Genomic DNA, 19737 nt, shown 5'->3' with positions numbered 1-19737 from the left:
TGTTTTATTCAGTTGGATCTTCTACAAAGGAATCAATTAGATTATTAAGGCAAATACCACTCACGAATGGAAGTAGAACCCTCTCTGCAAAAATATTAACTTTTCGTGGTAGTTGGTAAAACGTCAGGACTTTTTCACCATCTTTGTTATGCACAAATGCCCCATCAGTATACTCCCCAACCTCATCAACTAATTCGAAATAATCGTATTTATTTTTAGTGAAATCAATAAAACGGTCTATCAAAGACTTATATTCTTCATAACCATTTTGTCCATCTCCATTTTTTTTGTTTTCAATAATGGATTCACGATTAAGTCGATAAAAGTCTCTGACTTCACTTTCTGTTGTTAGGGGAGTTTCCATCCAAAACTTAGAATACTCTTTGCAAGTATGCATTTCTAAGAGTAGAGTGGTAAATAATTCTTCCAGATATGCAGCCACATCATTGCCCCAATAGACTTCATATTCATCATTAAAATCCAACTCATCTAATACTACTTCCACCAGTTTGGGAGTTAGTAAATACGGATTGTTTTTTGTTCTTTTACATCTCAGAACATTACCAAATAAATTTCTGTCGGAGGGATAAATATCTATAATATCATTATAAATATCCCGACTTTTCTTCCATTCGTCATACTTTTCATTAATCCGTTCTGAAGCAAGTTTATAAATTAACTCACATGTTTTATCAAAGGATGGTTCTATAGTTTCCTTTGCTCTTGCTATCTTACTCACCACCCAGATCAATTCCACTAGATAACTCTAATATTTCTTGAGCCGAGGAGGAAACAGATACTTCCTGCACTTGAGTAATTTCCGAAAGTTGAGCCATAGTTTTTTGACCGTCACCCTTAGTATAGAATTTCAGCCCACTAATTCGGACATTCTTTGAATCATCTTCAAATTCCATTTCTGCTTGATGGTCGGTCATATACAATAGCAAGTCTTGTTTCCATAACTCACTTACAAACCTGTCACCGCTCATTCCTTTCGGTTCGATAAATATTTGGAAATAAAATTCGCTATCCTCAAGGAACAAAATAAAGTCAGGTTGAAAGCCTTGTACGTGCATATCAACCGTTTCACCTGAACGGTTGATCCGTGAGCCATATTGGTGCAATTTAACTTTTTCACTTTTGGCAGACTCACGGTGCATATTTTCATCCATTCGGAATAGATAGACGGCTTTATCATACTTTTGTTTTAACTCATTCACATGAGCTTTAATTCGCTCAATCAGTTCATACTCTAACTTGTTGACGATTGCTTTTTCATATACGTAAAAATCATCTTTTATTTCATAAGGGTGTACTTTTTGTATTGCTTGATTCCATTGATTTCTCGTATCATAGTCTGGAACACGTTTTTTGTAATCTGTCAGATATTCTCTAATCGGATAGCCAATAAATTTGTTTGTTCCCCGTTGTTTGATATAACCAGATTTGAATTTCACTTCATACTCTTTCAATAAGTCGATAGTTACTTTCAAAATCTCATTTGGGGAAATATCTGACGCTTTGTATTCTTTCGGGACAGTCAAGAAAAGTTTCAGATTCCCTGCATTTAACCATTTTTCTCCATAGATAAATTCTTTCATAGAAGTTAAGAGCGGTAGATACTTTTTCAAATTATCAAACTGATAAAACTCAAGGCGTTGAATGGCTTTCTTAATGTAACGAGCATCAAATTTTTCCACTCCGATTGTCTTTGTTTCGATACTTTCAACAGTAGCCTTATAAGAGACTTCTCGACTACCATAGTTTAAGCTTCGAGAAATATCTGACTTATGGTTGATTCCATATTTTTCAATAGAGTCGAACCATTCATCTGATACGTCCTCGGCTTCGTTATAATAGATTTTCCCTGTTTTATAGGTATCTGTTCTCTTGAAGGAAGGTTTAACTTTAATTTCAATAGGCGGATTTTTCTTATCTTGTCCCGTTGGTAAATCCATTTGTATCAAAGAGCCCACTAGCTGCTTCAAATATTGAGGTTCATTCATTGTATGGTAGTGGAGGGTTTCCAAAAATAATTGCTTATTTGAGGAATCATTGTCATATCTCCGCTGATAGCTTTTCTCACCATCAATTTCAAATGGATAATACCTTGCCCCACGTCCAATCAGTTGAGCTTCAACCATTGTAGCATTCTTGTTCGTAGCTGCTTCTTTTTCGATACGAACAATATCATACAAATTAAGTACATCCCATCCCTCTGTCAGTTTTGCCACAGCAAAGACCACTCGATAGAGGTTATTTGGGCTTTCAAGCGTGTTCAAAGCTTCATACTGTCCTTTTTCAAGCATATTTCCACTGGTATCATTGGCATTCAAAATATTTCGTGGGTCAAAGTCTTGTTTAATCTCACGAACAATCTTTGCTAGATCCGTTTCATTTTGCAAGTAGTAGTTATAAGCTAATTCCAGTGCAGAGCTTTCATTACTATCCAATAGTTGCTGACGCTTAATGAATGTCACTAAATCATTTACGTTTAGGTTGGCAATGAGTTCATTAAATACTTTTGTTGCTTCAAGTGAGATTGCAATTTGGGGCGATTTGAACATAATCATGGGCTTAAACGATCCTATGACACCCTCAGCGTAGGCACGATATTTTCGAAATTGTGATAGTAACACCACATTCAGCATTTTATCTTCGTCACGTGCGGATGTTTCAATACGCTTAACCTGCTTTGAATAACCAGCAAACATAAATTTGCTTAATGGATAACGATAAACGACTTTATCACGATATTTGTTGTAAATTGATTCCTTCTCGAAATCCACTGTCGCCGTGAACTCTAACAAGAGATTCTTGTGTTCTTTATCATCCCTAGCCATTAGAATCTTATTGATAGCAAATTCCCATGTGTTCTCGGCTTCTTTCTCTGACTTTGTACTTGCTGAATAGTGGTGAGCTTCATCAGCCAAGATAACGACAGGATGATTTTCATAATCGAATAACCCCATTGTATTTTCTTTCAACACAAACAAATCATCTGATACCTTTTGAACGGATGCAAGTTTGATATAGATGGTATTATCTTGGCGAACACGTGGAAAACGCTCAACTTGTCGAATCTGGATACGTTGTCCATCAATCTCAATTTTCTCTCGAAACAGATATTTCTCACTTTTTTCATTTACAAGATTGTCCTTCGTTTTCATAAGGACGGAATTTGTATTTACTGTAAACAAGAAATTCTGATACTTGTGTTCTTTATAAAGATAGAGAATTAGACCCGCCATCAAATCCGTTTTACCGGAACCAGTCGCCATGTTAAAGAGAACGTGTTGCGGATTTGGGCTAATCTGAGTTTGTGTATAGTGGTAGTTACGCATTGCTTCATCTTGATAATCACGTAATGTATGGAACAAATTTTGATTGATATACTCTGGAATTACATACTCTTGATGTTGGCTCAATATGTCATGTTCCGCTTCTTTTGCCTGCTCAATTAATGGAAATTGGCGAACATTAGCAGGAGTTTTCTTTGCTCTTGCCATATTACTCACCACCTTCATAGAACGCTTTATTAAAGGCGTAATCTTCATCAGAAACTAAATCACGGACATTCGCATCATCAATTTCTGAGTAGTTATAATACAGTCCATTCTTATCAAGCAACTTAACTAATAGACGTTTATTTTCATCAAATCCTTCAGCCCAATCAATTTTAGATAAATCAGCACTGAAGGAAATATCCGCAGGTTCTTCTGTATCAGTTCCTAGTAGCATGCGTTCATAAACTGACTTGAGCCCATCAATAGTCTTTGAGTGGATGACATCTTGAAGGTAACCCATATTTTTAGGGAACAATTCAGCATAGACAAATGAACCGCCACCATGCCAATTTACCTCTTTTGAAATTCCTCCCTGTTCGCCATCAATCACTTTTTGTAACCTTGGAACAGACACAGTATTGATGTAGTCCATTTGCTCAATCCCAATAAAACGACGATTCATTTTCATTGCGACAGCTTGTGTGGTTGCCGAACCCATGAAGAAATCCAAAACAATATCATCTTCCTTGGTAGATACTTCTAAAATGCGTTGGATAAGCTGTTCTGGTTTTGGTGTAAGAAAAATAGCTTCCCCATCAAACAAGGATTTAAGAGAATTTTTAGCCACTTCGCTAGTTGATACATCAGAAGCGAACCAAATCGTTTCAACTGTCAATCCTCGTTCTTTCGCATTTAGATATGTTTTTACTCTTGGAACACCATTCCCATCTTTACCAAACCAGATTCTGTTGTCACTAATAGCTTCCTGCATTGTTTCCTTGGTATACAACCAACTTCTACCACTCGGTAGTTGATGAATTTTTCCATTAGGTGCAACTAATTCATAAAACTGCGATGGAGTCGCATGTCCTGCCTGTGCCGTTGCAGGGTCAGATTTCCACAATCCACGAGGGTCATTATCTGGATTTTTATAACTCGATAAGGCTTTTTCAGTCATTGGTAACTGGTTAATAACTTTGTTAGTCAAATCAACTGTCTTTGAATAACACAAAATATATTCATGGCGTCCAGAAACCATTTTTCTGTTCTCTCGATTGGTTCTTTTTTCCCAGATGAAATTAGCAATGAAGTTTTCTTTTCCGAATACCTCATCCATGAGGACTTTCAAGTATGCTTGCTCATTATCATCACAATGTGCGAAAATAACTCCATCATCTTTAAGCAGTATTTGGGCAATTTCAAGACGATTTTTCATAAAAGTCAGCCATGCTGAATGGTTAAATTTATCATTGTAATTAAATGAGTCACTTCCAGTATTGTAGGGGACATCCACATAAATACACTTAATTTTTCCACCGAACGAATCGCTGAGTGCATGCAACGCCAAAAGATTATTTCCTTTGATAATCAGATTGTCTTTTTCCTTATCAAAGAAAATAATCTCATTATCTACCTCTGCGCTGTACTGTGCTGACTGATTATCACCGTAGCGTTTCACATTTACAAAAACTTTTTTATCAACTAAACGGTCAATTTCGTCTTTCTCAATGACCTGATTTAAGAAGGCGTCATCATAACCTTCCTCATTATCCTCCTTTGTCATAGAAGCAGTGAGCACGCTATCTTTGAATGGAAAATCTAAGACAACATCTTGGCTATCTTGCAAGAATTTCCCTTTTGAAGCCAAGCCCACACGGTTCTCGTACCTGGTATAGCTTGTGTCCCAATAATCATTATAGAGAATCGCTTCCTCAAGTTGCTCAATTTGGAATAACTTCTGACCTGCTACCTCTTTAATAAAGTGCTGTTTAATTAAATCCACTTCAAACAATTTGCTAAGAAGTGGTTCATCGTATTTTCGCAAATCATCCGTGAGTTTTGAGCGGTTTAATTCCTCTCCAACAAAATACTTACCGCCAAAAGAAGATAATGCTATTTTTAACTCATCAAAAATCTTCGGTTCAATCTTTGCCATTTTATTCATCCCTTTTATGACTTTTTTCTAATTATAACATTGAACTAAATTTCTCATGTAGAAAAAACATATAAATAAAAACTCCCACCGACAATCATTCGGTGAGAGTTTTTGGCGACAATCTTGGAGACAATTCAAAAGAATTTTGGTCTCAAAAAGTCTTATGAGTTTTACCTAAACGGCGTAAAATCAACGTTTGTCAGTGTAGAAGGTGTCGCTTGATTATTCCCACTCGATTGTTGCTGGTGGTTTGGAAGTTACGTCGTACACGATACGATTGACGTTGTCCACTTCGTTAACAATACGAACGGAGATTTTCTCCAACACGTCCCAAGGGATACGCGCCCAGTCGGCGGTCATACCGTCGATCGACGTTACTGCGCGAATACCTACAGTGTAGGAATACGTACGGGCATCGCCCATAACGCCAACACTCTTCATATTCGGCAGAGCGGTGAAGTATTGCCAAATCTCCCGATCCAGACCCGCTTTGGCAATCTCCTCGCGCAAAATAAAGTCAGAATCACGGACAATCTTGAGCTTGTCCTCTGTCACTTCGCCCAATACACGGATGGCAAGACCCGGACCTGGGAATGGCTGACGCCATACAATTTCGGCCGGAAGTCCACATTCTTCGCCGACTTTACGCACTTCATCCTTGAACAAAGCATTCAGTGGCTCGATCAGTTTGAACTTCATGTCTTCCGGTAAACCGCCTACGTTATGGTGCGACTTGATAGTTTGTGCCGTTGCTGTTCCGCTCTCTACAATATCTGTGTACAACGTGCCTTGTGCCAGGAAGTCAAAATCATCGAATTTAGCGGATTCTTCTTCAAAGACGTAAATAAACTCGTTACCGATGATTTTACGTTTTTGTTCCGGATCATCCACTCCTGCCAGTTTGGACAGGAAACGCTCACGTGCATCAATTTTGACAACTTTCATATCAAATTTACCAACGAACGTCTCCATTACACTTTCGGCTTCACCTTTGCGCAGCAGTCCGTGATCAATGAACATACATGTCAGTTGGTCGCCGATAGCTCTGTGAATAAGCATGGCTACGACGGAAGAATCCACGCCGCCACTTAAAGCGCACAGTACTTTCTTGTCGCCTACTTGTTGGCGGATTTCACGAATTTGCTCTTCAATGAACGATTCCATGGTCCAGTTGCCTTCACAACCACACACTTCATACAGGAAGTTGTTAATCATCTCATTACCTTGAACAGAATGACGTACCTCTGGATGGAATTGTACCGCATACAGATTCCGCTCCAGGTTACTCATCGCAGCAATCGGAGCACTCTCTGTTCCCGCATCCAGTGTAAAGCCAGTTGGCAGATCTGTAACGTGATCGCCATGGCTCATCCATACCGTTTGACGAGAGTCCAGCCCTTTAGTCAAACGGGCATCCTCATTGAATTGCACGTCTGCTTTGCCATATTCACGCTTGCCCGCACGTTCTACTTTACCGTCCAGTTGGTGGGCCATCAGCTGCATGCCATAACAAATACCAAAGATAGGGATGCCAAGATCATAAATTGCTCGATCCACCTGAGGAGCATTGTCTGTGTATACGCTGGAAGGTCCGCCTGAGAAAACAATTCCTTTCGGCGCCAGCTCTCTCAGCTTCTCCGCAGGCGTATTGTATGGAAGGAGCTCGCTATATACGCCGAGATCCCGAATTCTTCTTGCAATTAACTGGTTGTATTGTCCTCCAAAATCGAGAACTACAACGATTTCATTAGGCTTATTCATTACCGTGCCTCCCTCAATTGTTCGTTTCATTATACGCAACGATAAAACAACACGTCAAGAAATCAACCATAGTTGAGTGGTCATGAAAAGATTGATAAAATAAATTGATTCTAAATTACTTAATCTGCCCGTAGGAGTGTACACGATGGATGTGCTGAAATGGATTGCGCAATTGTTCGAAGAATATGGATACGGCGTCCTTTTTTTCGGCTTGTTGCTGGAGTTTATTGCCTTGCCTTTTCCCGGAGAAACCACAATGGCTTATGCGGGATATCTCTCCTATGCCGGTACTCTGGATTTCAGCAAGCTGGTGCTGTTAGCTTTTTTGGGCACAACCATCGGTATGACCATTACCTACTTTATTGGAAAATGGGCTGGACTTCCCTTTATTCAGAAATACGGCAAATGGGTTTTGTTATCGCCGGACAAGCTACAGAAAACACAAAAATGGTTTCAACGTTATGGATACTGGCTTATTTTCCTTGGATATTTCATCCCAGGTGTCAGGCATTTTACCGGCTATTTTGCTGGAATTATAGCTCTTTCTTTCCGTAAATTTGTCCTGTATGCTTACAGCGGTGCTTTATTCTGGGTCGTCCTCTTTCTAAGCATCGGCAAGCTGTTTGGCCCGCAATGGGATGCCATTTTCCATTTGGTAGAGCTGTACGCACTACGAATCGCAGCAGCGGTTGGATTCGTAATCCTGCTGTATTTTATATATCGGTGGAGAAGCTTCCTGTTTGGATCGCTATACAAATCCAAAAAATCAGTAAAAACCAGCCACAAGGATGACACGGAATAGTTAAACTCCTTCAGCCGAGCCCACATTCGCGGCTCATGATTCGAGCTACCCCTGCTCCAAACATAGACATTCCGATGATACCTTGGTTCTACGTCGTCAGCATACCCAACAATGGACCCTGTAAATACAATGGGGTCTCCTGCATTAATAATGTCTCCAAATATGCGGGTAATAAGCAGACCCTCCGCAGATGACAGGACCAAAAAAGGAATCACCCACTAGACAGTAAGACACCTACGCTAAATCCCGAACCCATAAGCCGTTATATTAAAACCCAACAAAACGATACGGAGAAACGCCCCCCCAATTCCATTAATGTTACCTGCAGCGAATAACTCCCTGTACTGCCAACCTACCATTCTAATCAGTTCTAATACGACAGACTCCATAAATTAAACAAAAATATAATTAACCATTTAGCACTAATCATCAGATTACTTTGCAGTCGTCAAGGCATAAATCCATATATTCAGAGCATACTAAGCCAACAAACTCCAATATCGGAGGATTTTACGTATGCCAAATCAGAATAAAAGTTGTCCACTTACTCATGTATCCTCTAACTTGAAAGATAATGTAAATCATATCGAGAGCTCTTTTGGAAACAGCGGAGATGTAATCATTAAAGAGCTACTATGGATGCAGAAATGGCCAGCGGCTCTGTTTTATATCGATGGTCTGGTCAACACTCAATTACTTCATGATTCCGTCCTGCGTTCATTAATGCGCGTAAACGAACATCATGTACCGGAGGGCATAGAACCATTTGACTATTTAAAGGATCAGGTTTTAATTGCGGGGCACTCGGGTAGTGTGGATGAAATGGATGCCTTATTCAACCAGATGCTATCCGGCAGTATTATCATTTTGCTGGATGGATACGCAAAGGGCATATGGATTGATGCGGTCGGTTGGGAGGATCGCAGTGTTAGCGAGCCCCAATCCCAAAGTGTCGTACGGGGTCCAATGGAGGCTTTTACCGAAAATTTACGAACCAATACCGCTCTAATTCGTAGGCGAATCCGTGATCCGCGACTGTGGATGGAAACAAGACAGATCGGTCAAGTGACTCATACCAATGTGTCCGTGATGTATATCAAAGGAATCGCTGACGAAGGAGTTATTCAGGAACTGAGAGATCGTTTGGACCGAATTGATATTGACGGAATCCTGGAAGGGGGTTACATCGAAGAGGAGATTCAGGATGAGACCTTCACTCCATTCCCAACCATTTATAACAGCGAGCGTCCGGATTCAGTCGCTGCCAGCCTGCTGGAAGGGCGAATTGCTATTTTGGTGGACGGAACACCATTTGTTCTGCTGATACCTGCATTGTTCGTTCAATTTTTCCAGTCGGCAGAGGATTATTACCAGCGTGCTGACATCAGCACTTTGCTGCGTATGCTACGCTTCTTTTCTTTTTTTATCGCTATGCTTGCGCCAGCAGTATATATTGCGGTAACTACCTTTCATCAAGAGATGATTCCTACAAACTTATTGGTCAGTCTCGCTGCACAAAGAGAAGGCGTACCGTTTCCGGCTTTTGTCGAGGCGATGCTCATGGAAATAACTTATGAAATTTTGCGTGAAGCAGGAGTTCGAATTCCCAAGACCGTCGGGCAAGCCGTCTCGATTGTAGGCACGCTGGTTATTGGACAAGCAGCTGTCGATGCAGGAGTGGTCTCGGCGGCTATGGTCATTATTGTGTCAATCACAGCGATCTCCAGCTATGTTATTCCAGAAAATGGTTTGTCGATAGCGGTTCGTATTGTACGCTTCGCCTTAATGATGCTTGCGGCAGCCTTCGGACTGCTTGGAATATTGATGGGGTTAATCGTACTTTTGTTGCACTTAACCAGTCTGCGATCGTTCGGAGTATCTTATATGAGCCCGTTTGGTCCCTATGTGGAAAGCGATATAAAAGATACGCTGTTTCGCCTACCTTGGCCTCGCATGAAGACACGGCCTCAATCCATCTCTATCCAAAATACAATTCGTCAAAAAACGAAAAAAAGACGGATTGGCAATAAATCGAAAACCAGAAGGGATCAGCCATGAAACAGACCATACATTTGTTCTTCGTCTGGGGACTGATTGCATTACTATTAGGTGGTTGCTGGGATCGTAAAGAATTAAACGAGCTGGGCATCGCTATTGGGATCGGAGTGGACATGGAAGGAGACCAATATCAGGTGACTGCTCAGGTGGTCATTCCTTCTGCTGTAGCCTCCAAATCCTCACCCAGCTCAGGCTCACCAGTTGTTACTTATGAGGCTACTGCGCCCACGATTCAAGAGGCTATTCAAAAAATGACGGATACAAGCCCGCGATCCATCTATTTATCTCATATTCGTATGCTGATTTTAGGTGAAGAGTACGCGAGAAGAGGAATTTCGGATGCGATTGAAGCCTTGATGCGAGAGCCTTTTACCAGAAGCGACTTTTATATTGCGATAGCTAAAAATAATAAGGCCTCTACGATGTTAAAGATCCCCACTCCACTGGAAAAGTTGCCAGCCAATAAAATGTTTGCTTCATTGGATACGTTAACTAAAACATGGGCTCCTGCCACCAAAGTAACCATGGATCAATTGCTGAGCGACTTGGCTAATCCAGACATCCAGTCCACCCTGCCCGCATTGGAAGCTGTGGGGGATATAGAATCGTCCAATGAAAAAGGTGTAGATGCCACCAAAAGCATATCTCCTGGAACCATACTAAGGTTCTCTGGCATTGGTGTATTAGAAAAAGACCGCTTGCTGGGCTGGATCAATAATCAAGACAGCAAAGGGTTCAACTACATTCGGAATACAGTGGAGTCAACTACAGGACATGCCGACTGTCAGGGAGGGGGGAACATTGCCTTATTAACCTTAAGCAGTAACACCCAAAAAAAAGTGCTTATTCGCGATGGAGAGCCTGTTATCTCCATATCCGTTACTAACGACAGCACAGTACGAGAGGTCAACTGTAAGCATATGAAGTTAAGCAGTATGGCTGATATCAAAGAAATTGAGGCCGCAAGCAATGAAAAAATCGTTGAAATTATGAAGCATTCCGTAGAGACTGTTCGACGTGAGTTTAAGTCAGACATATTCGGCTTTGGTCAACTGATCCACCAGTCCAAACCAGAGCTTTGGAAAAGACTAAAAGAAGAAAAAGAAAATCCATTTATGGATTTACAGATTGAATACAAGGCAAAGACTACGATCAAAAAAATTGGTTCCTTGTTTGAATCGTTCCAAAAAGAAATAAAGGAGTGAGCTTGGTGGAGGAGAAAGGGCGTATCAGCATTACAAATATAGCCGTACTCGTATTTTTGAGTATTATTGGAGACTGTGTACTGGTATACCCCTCCCTCATTACTAGCATATCCAAGCAGGATGCCTGGATCAGCTCATTACTTAGCATCCCTGCAGGACTGGCTGTACTACTGTTACTCTTGCGGGTACATCAGCTGTATCCTGATCTCACCTTTGTTCAGCTCTGCCAGCGAATTTTGGGTCCGTGGCTAGGCGCCCTCATCTCCATATGGTATTTGTTCCATTTAATGATGAATTCAGCGATTTATTTAAGAGAAGTCGGAGATTTTATGAACAGTCAGACCTATGTGATGACGCCTCTTCCCGTGATCAATTTACTCTTCATCCTTGTGCTGATGTGGGGGATGTATATGGGATTGGAACCCATTGCGCGTACGGCTCAAATCTTATTTCCATTATGCTTGGCTTTCGCTTTGTTTTTAATCCTATGCTTGCTTCCCCAATGTGACAGTCAGCAGCTTAAGCCCATTATGGAGCAAGGTATTCCTAAAATTATGGAGGGCAGCCTATTTGCGCTCTCCTACCCATTCGGTGAACTAGCTTTTTTACTCATGATTTTTCCCTATGTGAGCAAAAAACCGGGTCTAAAAAAATCCGTTTTACTTTCCGGACTTGCTGCCAGTATTCTGTTAAGCGTACTACTCCTAGTTTCTCTCCTGGTGCTGGGCCCTTTTGTAACCGAACATAGCGTGTACACCTCTTATACGCTATCTAAAAAGATCAACATAGGAAATTTCTTGCAGAGAATTGAATCCATGATGAGTACTGCCTGGATTATCACTACCTTTGTTAAAACCATTTTACACTTCTATGCCTTTACCTTAGGAATGACTCAGCTACTGCGATTAAATAATGTTCGGACCTTTCTTGGTCCTAGCTTCATGATCCTGTTTGGTCTGATTATCGTGTCGGCGCCTAATATTACTTACTATCTGGATACGATCGTCCATGCCTGGATTTATTGGGATTTGACGGATTCTGTTGTCCTTCCTTCGCTGCTGCTTATCGTATACAAGTTAAGATCGAAAGGCCGCCACAGCCTGGAACCCAGTTGATCCACACCCTTTAACGGAAGGAGCCTTCACCGTGCTAATCACCACTGTTATTATCTGTATCGGTCTAGCTATTGCTGCCAAAGATTTGCCAGGCTTGTATCGAAAACATCGCTTTAAAGATATGTTCGTGTACATCATTATGCTCGGAATAGGCACATGGCTTAGTGTCCTTGCCGCCAAATCAGAGGTTACGCCAAGCCCCCTGGTGCTGATTGAAATCATCTACAACCCTGTTAACGCTTTTGTATCACATGTATTTGGTTTTTAGAAAGGAGACAGCCACATGTCAAAAAAAGCACGTATTAGCGTTCGGCAAGTGACTGTCCTGATGTTTATGAGTTTAATCGGGGATATGCTCTTAATCTATCCGACTATGATTACACATATTGCTCATCAGGATGCCTGGATCAGCTCCATACTGTCCATCCCGCTGGGCTTAATCATTATTTACGTGCTTATTCGCGTTCATGAACTCCACCCGAATCTTACACTTATTGAAGCGATTCGCAAAATTTTGGGGCCCGTGTTCGGAACCATTATCTCCTGCTGGTATTTGTTTTATTTCTTCATGGGTGTCGTCCTTAATGCGAGAGAGGTAGGTGATTATCTGACTACACAGATATTTGAGGACACTCCTTTGCGCGTTCTACTGGCGATGGAAGTTTTGATGCTTGTGCTTGCTGCATTAGCGGGAATTGAAGCCTTTAGTCGGGTTAGCGAGATTTTGATACCTGTGTATATATTCATTTTTAGTGGCTTGATCCTAGCGCTGCTACCACAAATTCACCTTTCTAATGTACGTCCTGTTTTGGAAAACGGGCTCGCTCCAGTTGCTAAAGGGATGGTTCCAGGCGCGGCAATGCCTTTTGCCGGAATGTCTATCATGCTCATGGTTTTCCCTTTTGTCAACAAAAAAGGTCATTTTAAAAGGGATATGCTGCTCGCATCGCTTCTAGGCGGAGTACTGATTAGCCTCTTTCTGCTGCTCTCCCTGCTTGTGATTGGACCCTTCGTGACCAACTACAGTCCATACATTTCATCTGCCCTTTCAACCAAAATTAATGAGCTGAATTATATTACACGCATTGAATCACTGGTTGCTTTGCTCTGGGCACTAGTCGCTTATTTTAAGGGAGTCATTTTCTTCTTTGCCTTTACTTTCGGTATAACCCAGTTGTTTCGAATTTCTAATGTTCAACCTTTTATTATACCTGCGGGGGCGCTTGTGTATGGAATGACCATTTTGGTAACCCCCAATGTGTTTTATTATGTAAGAACTCTTGTTTATCCCATGGCAGCCTGGCATTATACGAACGGCTTGATCATTCCACTTCTTTTATGGATTGTTTACCTCTGCCGGCAAAAGTGGAAGCAGCGGCAAAACATATCTACACATTAACAAAAAACCTTCTGAAACCGACGCTTAAAAAGCATAACGCGATTCCAAAAGGTTTTTCATAACTTATGCCATGTCCTGAATGTAAGCCAGCGCAGCATCAATATGTCCTTTTACTCTTAAACCGCGCCATTCATGAACTAAAATGCCATTCTCATCAATAAGGAACGTAGAGCGAACAATGCCCATGTACTGCTTGCCGTACATTTGTTTTTGCTGCCATACACCATATATCTCAGCCACCTGATGCTCTTCATCAGATAACAACTGAAAAGGTAGACCGTACTTGGCAATAAACTTGTCATGCTGCTTAAGTGGATCGGGGCTTATGCCCAGAATCACGGTGTTCAAACCTTCAAACTCCACATGTTTATCCCGAAAATCACAAGCCTGGGTCGAGCAGCTAGAGGTTAAGTCCTTGGGATAAAAATACAACAATACTCTACTGCCGCGATAATCCGACAGCTTGACACTCTTGCCCTCACTACCAGGCAATTCAAAGTCTGGTGCAGCTTGTCCAATAACGGTCAATGTCGTGGACATCTTATCATCTCCTATCTTGTAGGGGTTCTTATATCATCCACCCTATGAGCCAGCCCCCCGGTAACGCCGAATCCCCCAGTTCCAAGCCAGTAAGCCCAATGTCAGAAAAACAATTCCCATCACAGGAGTTAAGAGCGCCATATGGCGCATGTCCTCTCGTTGAAGGAACAGGGAAGCCGGGTATACACCGACAAAAGCAAAAGGGAGTATCCAAGTCAGCACAACCTGAATGGCACGGTTATAGATCGTTACCGGATAACGTCCGTAGCCCTGAATATTGTACATGAGCGGAATAATTCCTGTGGGCGCATCCGAAAAGAATGAAAGAGAAGTCAATATGGTGTATATACCCGTATAGATCGCCACGGCACTTAGACTCAAAACGATCAGCGCCGGTACGAACCACCACTCCATAGCCAAATCCATCTGTGCGCCGCTGATCCCCATAATAATCAGGCCGATCACTGAGCCGACCAGCGCGGGCGGGTCCACATTTTCAAGGAAAATCTGGAACAGATTATACGCAGGACGGGTCATTACCCGGTCGAGTTCACCTTTTACAATATAACGCTCGCTAAAGTTCCAAAGGTTAACGAAACAACTGAACAGTCCATAAGGAACCATAAAAAATCCGTAAACGAACACAACTTCGCTTTCACTCCAGCCACCCAAGCTGTTCGTATGCATAAAAATAACTAAAATAAAAATAAGATTCGTGGCCTGAAAGAGCAGATCCGAAATGACTTCTACCCAAAAATCGGCACGATAGGTGAGCCGTGATTTCATGTAATTTTTCAAATATTCGCTAATGAGACCCAAATAGTACATCATCGGCTTACCCTCCCTGCACGAACAGACGTCTGCGCGCCAGCCGCCAAATGATGATCATCGGCACGAGCAGAACGACCAGCCAAATGATTTGGATACCCAGCACATTCCATATGCCAACGCCTTTTACACGTCCCGTAAATACAGAGCCCGGCAAATAAGTAATTGCCTGAAACGGCATCCATTGGGAAATTGTTGCCAGCCAGCCCGGAAACAAGCTAATTGGCAAAATCAACCCTGAAAACAGGTCTACGACTACGCGCTTCATGCGCATCATGCCCTCATTATTTTCGATAAAAAAGGCCGTCAATCCCGTAATAATATTAATCTGAGTGTTGATCAGAAAGCTGAAAAACAGCATGACTAGAAAACCGATCCAGGCTACCGGATCACTAGGCAGCTTCACGGGAAACAGCAGCATCGCAATCGCCATACCTGGAATCATAAATAGGAGGAAGCGAAACATTCCCTCGCCAAGCCCCTGCATAAATTTAACAAGTACATAGTTATAAGGTCGGATCATCTGAATAGCAATGCTACCATCACGAATATCCGTCGATATTTCACGATCCAGATTGTTAAAATAAAAGGCTCTCGCCATCCACGATACGGCTACATAGGTCGTCATCTGAGCAGCAGTAAAACCTCCAATACTACCCGCATCGCCATATATCGCTTTGTATGTGAAATAATACACGCCGATATTCATGGAATAAATAAGTATGCCCGAATAATAGTTCACACGATAAGCAAGCATCGTGAGAAATCGAATACGAATAAAATCGGTATATACGCTAAGCATGAACTTTGGCCTCCACTAGCGGATTGCCTTGGCGTTCTGCCGAGCCAGACTGATAGATACTGCGGACGATATCATCCGTGTTGGTTTCAATGATTTTGATATCCGTAATGTCCGTGCGGCCAACTACGCTAGCCAGCACATCCGATACATTAATATGAAGAGGAATCCACACCTTGGCAGCCAAATCGTTATCCATAGTCCACGTTAATGGCATATCGGCTGTCCATGCCTGCAATTGCTCCAGCACAGTCGTCGTACCAAATTGGAACCGTACTTCCCGACCTGTCCCCCAACGAGCCTTGAGATCATCCAGTCCACCATCATAAATGATATTCCCATCATCCAACATAATGACGCGCGAGCACAGCGCCTCAATATCCTGTAAATCATGGGTCGTCAGCAAAATAGTAGTCCCGTGTTCCCGGTTCATGTCCTTCAAAAACTCACGAATTTCGGACTTCACCATGATATCAAGCCCAATGGTCGGCTCGTCCAGAAAAACAATCGACGGATTGTGCAGCAAAGCAGCTACCAGTTCACAACGCATCCGTTGTCCAAGACTAAGTTTGCGCACCGGGCGGCTTAGCAAATCCTGCAATTGCAGCCTTTCTACCAGCTCATCCAGCCTGCGTTTGAAGTCCATAGCCGGAACCTGATATACTTTGCGCAGCAGTTGAAAAGACTCGATCACGCCGATGTCCCACCAAAGCTGGCTGCGCTGACCAAAAACAACGCCTATGTTACCTACAAACTTCTCGCGATCCTCATAAGGGACATAGCCCCCCACCTTGAGATGTCCCGATGTTGGCACGAGAATACCTGTCAACATCTTAATCGTGGTGGACTTTCCGGCCCCGTTCTCACCAATATAACCGCATATTTCCCCTTGCGGAATACGGAAGGATATATCTTTGACCGCAGCCACCTCGTTGTATTCGCGGGCGAATAAATCAAGGAAGGCGCCTTTTAAGCCCTCGCGGTTTTTTTGAACCTTAAATGTTTTGCGCAGATCCTGCACATCAATTGCCAGCATGTTATACCTCTCAATCAGGATTTGTAAAATCCATAGTTAAATTGATTGTGCTCCAAAAAGAAATTATAATGTAATGAACTGAAAAGCGAAAGGGAGAGCATCCATGACAAGCAGAACCAAAAGGACGATATGGTCGGTTCTAGCCGTGGTAATCGTCGCGATTGTTGGCTTTGCCGTGTACTATTTTACATCCATTTATAATCAGCTGGATAATCTGCATAAAGAGGGTGCTAACTCCCCCTTCAAAAATGTAAAGCAGGTCGATCAGGTTCGTACACCAGAACCGCCCAAGTGGGAAGGTACCGATATGGTCAACATTTTGCTGATGGGTGTCGATGGTCGTGGCATCCAGAAAGGGGAAGTCCCCCGATCGGACAGCATGATGGTTGTATCGCTGGACCCTGTGAAGAAAAAAATGCACCTGTTCTCTATTTTGCGTGATACGTACGTGGATATTCCCGGCTACGGAAAAAATCGGATCAACACCGCCATTACTCACGGACCCAATACGGCCATGAAGACGGCTGGCGATCTATTGGGCATCCCAGTGCAATATTATGTGTATACGGATTTCCAAGGCTTTATTAAACTGGTGGACGCAGTAGGCGGCATTGATTTTGAAGTGGAAAAGGATATGCATTATACAAGTAATGCGGATAAGCATGAATACGATATTGATTTGAAAAAGGGTATGCAGCATCTGGACGGCAAGACGGCGCTTCAATATGTGCGATTCCGCCACGATGCCATGTCCGACTTCTCCCGTTCCGGACGGCAACGGGCATTTTTGGAGGCTGTAGCCCAGAAAATGCAGACCACGACTTCCATTGCTAATCTGCCAAGCATTTTAGAGCAGGTTAACCCGTACATTGATACGAATCTCAGTGTTAACGATATGTGGAAGCTGGCGAATGTGGGGTACCAAAGCAGCTTTGCAGGCAGCGAACAGGTTCCACCGATGAAGCTGCTTGGCGAAGAAAATGTGGGCGGCGCGGCAGTTCTTACCGTCCGTGATCCGGAAGAACTGAAATCTTATGTACAGGATATATTTAATAATCCTCCTACACAAACACAGGAACAAAATAAGGATCAGAACGAAACGAAACAGCCGGATAGTGCATCGTCCTCCAAGACGGATAAAGCTTCCTTTACAGGAGGCAATAAAACCAGTAATGAGGATGCTTCCACACAATCAACAACAAAGACAGGACAAAAAGAGCTATAATGATGTATGCAGGGGCAGCCGTGAACGCTGCCCTTTGGCGTGTGTATACCCTATTTTAATGAACGGAAAGGAAGTTTTGATGATGAAACGGGATAACTCCGAAGCATTATATAAAGAAGCCCTGGAGCATATTGTCGGGGGCGTTAACAGCCCTTCACGCTCCTTTAAAGCTGTAGGCGGCGGCGCTCCAGTATTCATGAAACGTGCCCAAGGCGCTCATTTCTGGGACGAGGATGGCAATAAGTATATCGACTATTTGGCGGCCTACGGCCCTATTATTACCGGACATGCTCACCCCCATATTACCAAGGCCATCAGCGAAGCGGCTGCGAATGGCGTATTGTATGGAACCTCGACGGCATTGGAAATCAAACTGGCCAAGATGCTAAAAGAGGCCATTCCTTCTATGGATAAGGTCCGGTTTGTGAATTCCGGCACAGAGGCAGTCATGACGACGATTCGTGTGGCACGGGCCTATACGGGGCGGAACAAGATCATCAAATTTGCCGGCTGCTACCACGGTCACTCGGATCTGGTACTTGTAGCCGCAGGCTCCGGCCCTTCCACACTGGGCATACCTGACAGCGCAGGTATTACAACCAACATTGCGAGCGAGGTCATTACTGTGCCCTTCAATGACCTTGACGCATTGCGCCAAGCTTTGGAGCGCTGGAGCGACGATGTGGCGGCAGTCATGGTGGAGCCGATTGTCGGTAATTTCGGCATGGTGATGCCACAGCCAGGCTATCTGGAAGGGCTGTGCTCGATGGCGCGGGCGAACGGCTCCCTTGTCATTTATGACGAGGTCATTACCGCCTTCCGCTTCCACTACGGCTCAACCCAAACGTATGCAGGTCTCGACAATCATGATGCGATTCAGCCGGATTTGACCGCGCTGGGCAAAATCATGGGCGGTGGTCTGCCGATTGGTGCCTACGGCGGCAGCAAGCAGATCATGGAGCAGGTTGCCCCACTCGGCCCAGCCTATCAGGCAGGTACAATGGCAGGCAACCCGGCTTCCATCTCTTCAGGCATCGCCTGTCTTGAAGTTCTTCAAGGGGAAGGCGTGTATGAAGAGATGGAACGTCTGGCTGTGAGACTGACGGACGGTATTCAGTCTTCTGCTGATCGCTACGGCGTGCCGTTGACGATCAACCGCATTCGTGGAGCGTTCTCGACGCATTTCTGCGATCATCCAATCACGAATTACGCACAGGCGCAGGACACGGATAGCGAAGCGTTCGCATCCTTCTTCCGTCACATGCTGAATCGTGGTATCCATCTGGCTCCATCCAAGTTCGAAGCTTGGTTCCTCACAACAGCGCATACGGACGAAGACGTGGATGCCACGCTGGAAGCAGCGGACGATTCGTTCCGCGCGATGTCACAAGGTAAATAAGCAGAGCAGTAAGCGATAAAATATGAATAGAATGAGAGCTGGAAGTAGTCTTAAAGATGGGTATCCGACATCTGGGACTGCGTTCCAGCTCTTTTTCATTTCACAACTGTACCGGTACAGTTGTGAAA

At 43.2% G+C, this 19737-nt stretch carries 16 protein-coding genes; 8 read left to right on the top strand and 8 right to left on the bottom strand.

Annotation, left to right across the window (positions count from 1 at the left end; translation table 11 throughout):
• Positions 1-4: 4 nt before the first annotated feature.
• The 4 genes from ACH59B_RS04175 to guaA all read right to left on the bottom strand — a co-directional run bounded on the left by ACH59B_RS04175 (position 5) and on the right by guaA (position 7203).
• Entirely contained in the window at positions 5-757 is a 753-nt protein-coding gene (locus ACH59B_RS04175) for a hypothetical protein (protein WP_237714587.1), read from the bottom strand.
• Entirely contained in the window at positions 732-3509 is a 2778-nt protein-coding gene (locus ACH59B_RS04170) for a DEAD/DEAH box helicase family protein (protein WP_016819301.1), read from the bottom strand. The genes ACH59B_RS04175 and ACH59B_RS04170 overlap by 26 nt, the downstream gene beginning before the upstream one ends.
• A gap of 1 nt (position 3510) precedes the next feature.
• Complete coding sequence (locus tag ACH59B_RS04165) at positions 3511-5442, bottom strand: site-specific DNA-methyltransferase (RefSeq protein WP_016819302.1); 1932 nt, start codon at positions 5440-5442, stop codon at positions 3511-3513.
• 222 nt (positions 5443-5664) lie between these two features.
• A complete protein-coding gene (gene guaA / locus ACH59B_RS04160; protein WP_016819303.1) occupies positions 5665-7203 on the bottom strand; it encodes a glutamine-hydrolyzing GMP synthase in 1539 nt (512 codons plus the stop codon).
• A 145-nt stretch (positions 7204-7348) separates the two neighbouring features.
• Between guaA and ACH59B_RS04155 the strand changes: the two genes are divergently transcribed.
• The 6 genes from ACH59B_RS04155 to ACH59B_RS04130 all read left to right on the top strand — a co-directional run bounded on the left by ACH59B_RS04155 (position 7349) and on the right by ACH59B_RS04130 (position 13782).
• Positions 7349-8005 carry a DedA family protein gene (locus ACH59B_RS04155; RefSeq protein WP_016819304.1) on the top strand — a complete coding sequence of 219 codons (657 nt, stop codon included), beginning with the start codon at positions 7349-7351 and terminating at the stop codon, positions 8003-8005.
• A gap of 516 nt (positions 8006-8521) precedes the next feature.
• The gene (locus ACH59B_RS04150; RefSeq protein ID WP_016819305.1) at positions 8522-10063 is read left to right on the top strand and encodes a spore germination protein; all 1542 of its coding nucleotides are present in this window, start codon (positions 8522-8524) and stop codon (positions 10061-10063) included.
• Positions 10060-11268 carry a Ger(x)C family spore germination protein gene (locus ACH59B_RS04145; protein WP_016819306.1) on the top strand — a complete coding sequence of 403 codons (1209 nt, stop codon included), beginning with the start codon at positions 10060-10062 and terminating at the stop codon, positions 11266-11268. The genes ACH59B_RS04150 and ACH59B_RS04145 overlap by 4 nt, the downstream gene beginning before the upstream one ends.
• Positions 11269-11273: 5 nt before the next feature.
• Complete coding sequence (locus ACH59B_RS04140; RefSeq protein ID WP_016819307.1) at positions 11274-12383, top strand: endospore germination permease; 1110 nt, start codon at positions 11274-11276, stop codon at positions 12381-12383.
• 31 nt (positions 12384-12414) lie between these two features.
• On the top strand, positions 12415-12651 hold the full coding sequence (locus ACH59B_RS04135) for a hypothetical protein (protein WP_016819308.1): 237 nt from the start codon (positions 12415-12417) through the stop codon (positions 12649-12651).
• A 15-nt stretch (positions 12652-12666) separates the two neighbouring features.
• Positions 12667-13782, top strand: a complete 1116-nt coding sequence (locus tag ACH59B_RS04130; RefSeq protein WP_016819309.1) for an endospore germination permease — start codon at positions 12667-12669, stop codon at positions 13780-13782.
• A gap of 63 nt (positions 13783-13845) precedes the next feature.
• Here the strand turns inward: ACH59B_RS04130 and bcp are convergent, their stop codons facing one another.
• The 4 genes from bcp to ACH59B_RS04110 are packed head-to-tail and all read right to left on the bottom strand — an operon-like array spanning position 13846 to position 16985.
• Positions 13846-14322 (bottom strand): thioredoxin-dependent thiol peroxidase, encoded by a 477-nt coding sequence (bcp, locus tag ACH59B_RS04125; RefSeq protein WP_016819310.1) that lies wholly within the window; start codon positions 14320-14322, stop codon positions 13846-13848.
• Between the two features lie 42 nt (positions 14323-14364).
• On the bottom strand, positions 14365-15153 hold the full coding sequence (locus ACH59B_RS04120; protein ID WP_013369444.1) for an ABC transporter permease: 789 nt from the start codon (positions 15151-15153) through the stop codon (positions 14365-14367).
• Between the two features lie 4 nt (positions 15154-15157).
• Entirely contained in the window at positions 15158-15952 is a 795-nt protein-coding gene (locus tag ACH59B_RS04115) for an ABC-2 family transporter protein (RefSeq protein WP_016819311.1), read from the bottom strand.
• Positions 15945-16985 carry an ATP-binding cassette domain-containing protein gene (locus tag ACH59B_RS04110; protein ID WP_016819312.1) on the bottom strand — a complete coding sequence of 347 codons (1041 nt, stop codon included), beginning with the start codon at positions 16983-16985 and terminating at the stop codon, positions 15945-15947. The genes ACH59B_RS04115 and ACH59B_RS04110 overlap by 8 nt, the downstream gene beginning before the upstream one ends.
• 103 nt (positions 16986-17088) lie before the next feature.
• Between ACH59B_RS04110 and ACH59B_RS04105 the strand changes: the two genes are divergently transcribed.
• Entirely contained in the window at positions 17089-18210 is a 1122-nt protein-coding gene (locus tag ACH59B_RS04105) for an LCP family protein (RefSeq protein WP_016819313.1), read from the top strand.
• 82 nt (positions 18211-18292) lie between these two features.
• Complete coding sequence (locus ACH59B_RS04100; protein WP_029514324.1) at positions 18293-19609, top strand: glutamate-1-semialdehyde 2,1-aminomutase; 1317 nt, start codon at positions 18293-18295, stop codon at positions 19607-19609.
• Positions 19610-19737 lie beyond the last annotated feature (128 nt).

Source organism: Paenibacillus sp. DP01, from assembly GCF_044784315.1.
In the GTDB taxonomy this organism is placed as follows: Bacteria; Bacillota; Bacilli; order Paenibacillales; family Paenibacillaceae; genus Paenibacillus; species Paenibacillus polymyxa.
This window is presented reverse-complemented; position numbering and strand designations above follow the sequence as displayed.

Coding starts and splice junctions, on each gene's coding strand:
- ACH59B_RS04170 (WP_016819301.1), bottom strand. CDS start 3,509: ATGGCAAGAGCAAAGAAAACTCCTGCTAATGTTCGCCAATTTCCATTA.
- ACH59B_RS04165 (WP_016819302.1), bottom strand. CDS start 5,442: ATGGCAAAGATTGAACCGAAGATTTTTGATGAGTTAAAAATAGCATTA.
- guaA (WP_016819303.1), bottom strand. CDS start 7,203: ATGAATAAGCCTAATGAAATCGTTGTAGTTCTCGATTTTGGAGGACAA.
- ACH59B_RS04155 (WP_016819304.1), top strand. CDS start 7,349: ATGGATGTGCTGAAATGGATTGCGCAATTGTTCGAAGAATATGGATAC.
- ACH59B_RS04150 (WP_016819305.1), top strand. CDS start 8,522: ATGCCAAATCAGAATAAAAGTTGTCCACTTACTCATGTATCCTCTAAC.
- ACH59B_RS04145 (WP_016819306.1), top strand. CDS start 10,060: ATGAAACAGACCATACATTTGTTCTTCGTCTGGGGACTGATTGCATTA.
- ACH59B_RS04130 (WP_016819309.1), top strand. CDS start 12,667: ATGTCAAAAAAAGCACGTATTAGCGTTCGGCAAGTGACTGTCCTGATG.
- bcp (WP_016819310.1), bottom strand. CDS start 14,322: ATGTCCACGACATTGACCGTTATTGGACAAGCTGCACCAGACTTTGAA.
- ACH59B_RS04120 (WP_013369444.1), bottom strand. CDS start 15,153: ATGATGTACTATTTGGGTCTCATTAGCGAATATTTGAAAAATTACATG.
- ACH59B_RS04115 (WP_016819311.1), bottom strand. CDS start 15,952: ATGCTTAGCGTATATACCGATTTTATTCGTATTCGATTTCTCACGATG.
- ACH59B_RS04110 (WP_016819312.1), bottom strand. CDS start 16,985: ATGCTGGCAATTGATGTGCAGGATCTGCGCAAAACATTTAAGGTTCAA.
- ACH59B_RS04105 (WP_016819313.1), top strand. CDS start 17,089: ATGACAAGCAGAACCAAAAGGACGATATGGTCGGTTCTAGCCGTGGTA.
- ACH59B_RS04100 (WP_029514324.1), top strand. CDS start 18,293: ATGAAACGGGATAACTCCGAAGCATTATATAAAGAAGCCCTGGAGCAT.